This is a genomic window from Roseobacter sp., from assembly GCF_024639605.1.
Classification (GTDB): Bacteria; Pseudomonadota; Alphaproteobacteria; order Rhodobacterales; family Rhodobacteraceae; genus Roseobacter.
Window position 1 is genome coordinate 1 of record NZ_JAHEHZ010000248.1, and the last position, 3,143, is coordinate 3,143.

Here is a 3,143-nt window from a genome sequence, read left to right on the forward strand (position 1 = left end):
ACATTTTCCATGGCATTGCTGCAGGCCAATGTCGCACCCGCCTACACGCCCGGCAATAACCTTTTCACCCTGTTTGCCCTGTTCTTTCCGGCAGTCACGGGTTTTATGGCGGGCGCCAATCTCTCGGGGGATCTCAAGGATCCCGGCCGCGCCATTCCCAGCGGAACCCTGCTCGCCATCCTTGCCACCGCCATCATCTATGTGGCCGTCGCCGTCGCCCTGGCGGGATCACAGACCCGGAACCTGCTGCTGCAGGACACTTTCATCATGGGTACGGCCTCACACTGGCCGGCACTGATTGCCGCCGGAATCCTGGCAGCCGCCCTCTCCTCAGCTCTCAGTTCGATGATGGGTGCGCCGCGAGTCCTGCACGCGCTGTCCCGCGACAACGTCTTCAATCCCCTGCAGTTTTTCGGCCGCGCCACAGGCAGGGACCACGAACCCAGGCGTGCGATCATCCTGACATTCGCCATATCGCAATGCAGTATCCTGCTGGGCGACCTGAACGCCATCGCCCCGCTCATCACCATGTTTTTCATGATTACCTATGGCGCCATCAACCTGTCATGTTTCTACGAGTCAATAACGCGCAACCCGAGTTATCGCCCGGTGTTTCCACTGAGCCACTGGAGCATCGGGTTGCTGGGTGCGACCGCCTGTCTGGCCGCCATGTTTCTGATGGCACCGCTGTGGGCGTTGGCGGCGATCGCACTCATTGCCCTGTTGATGTCACAGATAAAACGCTATGAAATCCAGTCTCACTGGGGGGACGTGCAATGGGGCAACGCCTATGAGCGGACGCGCAGGGCTTTGCTCAGCCTGGAGGAGGAGAAGTACCACCCGAAAAGCTGGCGGCCCTCGATTCTGGCCGTGAGAATCGGCCGCTGGACAGACCACCACCGCACCGCAGAGTATGCCTCCTGGCTGCAGGGCGGCCGTGGTATCGTCACGCTGGCACAGGTGGTGCCCGGCGAAATAGAGAACCGCATGCAGCGCCGCAACGAAGAACTCGCTATCGGTCGCCAGTTCGTGCAGGAAGAGGACCTGGATGTCTTCTACGCGGTCATCGTCGAAAACCGGCTGGTCGACGGACTGCAGGCGCTGCTCCAGAGCTACGGCATAGGTAACGTGCGCCCCAATACCGTTTTATTCGAATGGGAAGAGGACCCGCTGCACGCCGCCACGCTGGCCTCCCTGGTGGAGACCGCCAGGGCATTCGAGTGCAGCGCGGTGGCCGTGCATACTGATGTCTCGGTGCCCCGCTGGAAGGCCACTACCGGAACCATAGACGTCTGGTGGAACAGCCGGAAGAACGGGGCACTGATGCTGATTTTTGCGCATCTTCTTACCCATGCCCATTCATGGCGAAACCACCCGATCCGGTTACTGCACGTGGTCGGGCCGGAAGAAAACAGCGGGGAGATGCTGGCTGCCCTGCGGGAATTACTGCTGACCGCGAGAATCAAGGCAGAGCCGCAGATCATAACCTCCGGGGATGTGAGATCCGCAATTTCTGACCACTCGCGCGATGCAGCACTCGTCATACTGGGCATGGATCCCCCGGAAGAGGTAACCGATGAAGTCTGGCATGAAGACCTGCAGGACCTCGTCCGGGGTCTGGGTGACCTGGTCCTGGTATCGAATGCGGGTAATGTCAGGCTTGGCGACTGAGACCAGGGCCCGCTCCCGGTATCCGAGTCGGCCCTAGGTGTCAGCAATCAGCGGCTGACCCGCACGCTGATACCATAGTTGCAGGCTGTCCCATATCTCCTCGGCCGTCTCCGCGTACCAGAACAGGTCCCGATCCTCCGCATCGATGACGCCCTCCTCCACCAGGAAATCCACGTCGAAGGCCCTGCGCCAGAATTCTTCACCTACCAGCACAACCGGAAGGGGCTTGATCTTGCGGGTCTGCACCAATGTCAGGGTTTCGAAGAGTTCATCGAACGTACCAAAGCCGCCCGGGAATGCCACGAGCGCCCGCGCGCGCAACATGAAGTGCATCTTGCGCATGGCAAAATAGTGAAACTGGAAGCACAGATCCGGTGTCAGGTAGGGATTGGGAAACTGCTCATGTGGCAGTGAAATGTTCAGGCCCACCGTGTCCGCGCCGACATCACTGGCACCACGGTTCGCGGCCTCCATCATCCCCGGCCCGCCTCCGGTCATGACCACGAGCCTGGAGTCCTCTACCCCGCTGCCGGCGCGGGCGACCAGTTGTGCGAACTCCCTGGCGATATCATAGAAGCGACTGTTGGCCTCGATGCGCCTGGCAATGGCCAGTTCCTGTTCCAGCTCTGCGTCTCCGGGACAGTTTCCTACCGCTGCTTCCAGCTCGGATACCCTTTTCTTTGCCACTTTGGGCTCGACGATGCGCGTACTGCCGAAGACGACAATGGCGTGTTTTATTCCATGCCGGCGCATCAACCGTTCGGGCTTGAGGTAATCGAGCTGCAGTCTGACGGTTCTGGCATCACCGCTGCTCAGGAAACTGACATCCTCGATAGCGGGCAGGTAAGAGGGGCTTTCCATGATTGCACTGATGCGCTCCTCGCAGGAGACATCATCCGAGGACGGTTTCGGGACCTCCCAGGGAAGCCTGGTCCTGCGGTGAGTCGGATGGGCCGGTTCCGGGACTGTCAGTTTCTTTTTCTTGTCATTCAAGGTTTCTTATCCTCCATAACGGCAGCCAAAATTGTACACTGACCGCGGCTCAGATGCGCTGCCCCCTTCGCTCCGGTACGGGCAAGCATCGAGGGTCAGGGACGGGTTGGCGTGACGACCGCCTTATGCGGTGCGCTCCGGGCACTTCACCAACGTCACTGCGGGAGATTACACGGCACCATGGGACACAAAGGCAGGCTGGGTCTGGTACGCCATGGCCAGACCAGCGCCAACATCGAGCATGTATGGCACGGTCGGACCGATACGGAATTGACCGAACTGGGTCACCAGCAGGCGGCGAAGCTGGGACGACATTTTCATCATTACATGCAGCCGGAGGTGATCTATGCCAGCCCACTGCAGCGGGCCAGGCTGACCGCCCAGGCCATCGCCGACAGGTTCGACTTGCCCGTGCACCTGGACCCGCGCTTAATGGAGTTCGATCTCGGGGATTGGGAGGGCGTTACGTTCGAATCTCT

3 protein-coding genes are annotated in these 3,143 nt (G+C 60.3%); 2 read left to right on the forward strand and 1 reads right to left on the reverse strand.

Translation table 11 applies throughout. The annotated features are described in order from the left end of the window. A partial coding sequence (locus Q0M35_RS18315) for an amino acid permease (protein ID WP_295317687.1) occupies positions 1–1,671 on the forward strand: 1,671 nt, incomplete at its 5' end. 33 nt (positions 1,672–1,704) lie between these two features. On the opposite strand, the gene Q0M35_RS18320 is transcribed toward Q0M35_RS18315, so the two are convergent. Then, complete coding sequence (locus Q0M35_RS18320) at positions 1,705–2,664, reverse strand: LOG family protein (protein WP_295317688.1); 960 nt, start codon at positions 2,662–2,664, stop codon at positions 1,705–1,707. Between the two features lie 180 nt (positions 2,665–2,844). Here Q0M35_RS18320 and Q0M35_RS18325 point away from each other — a divergent pair. Further along, positions 2,845–3,143 (forward strand): histidine phosphatase family protein (locus Q0M35_RS18325; RefSeq protein ID WP_295317689.1); only part of this gene is annotated, 299 nt, incomplete at its 3' end.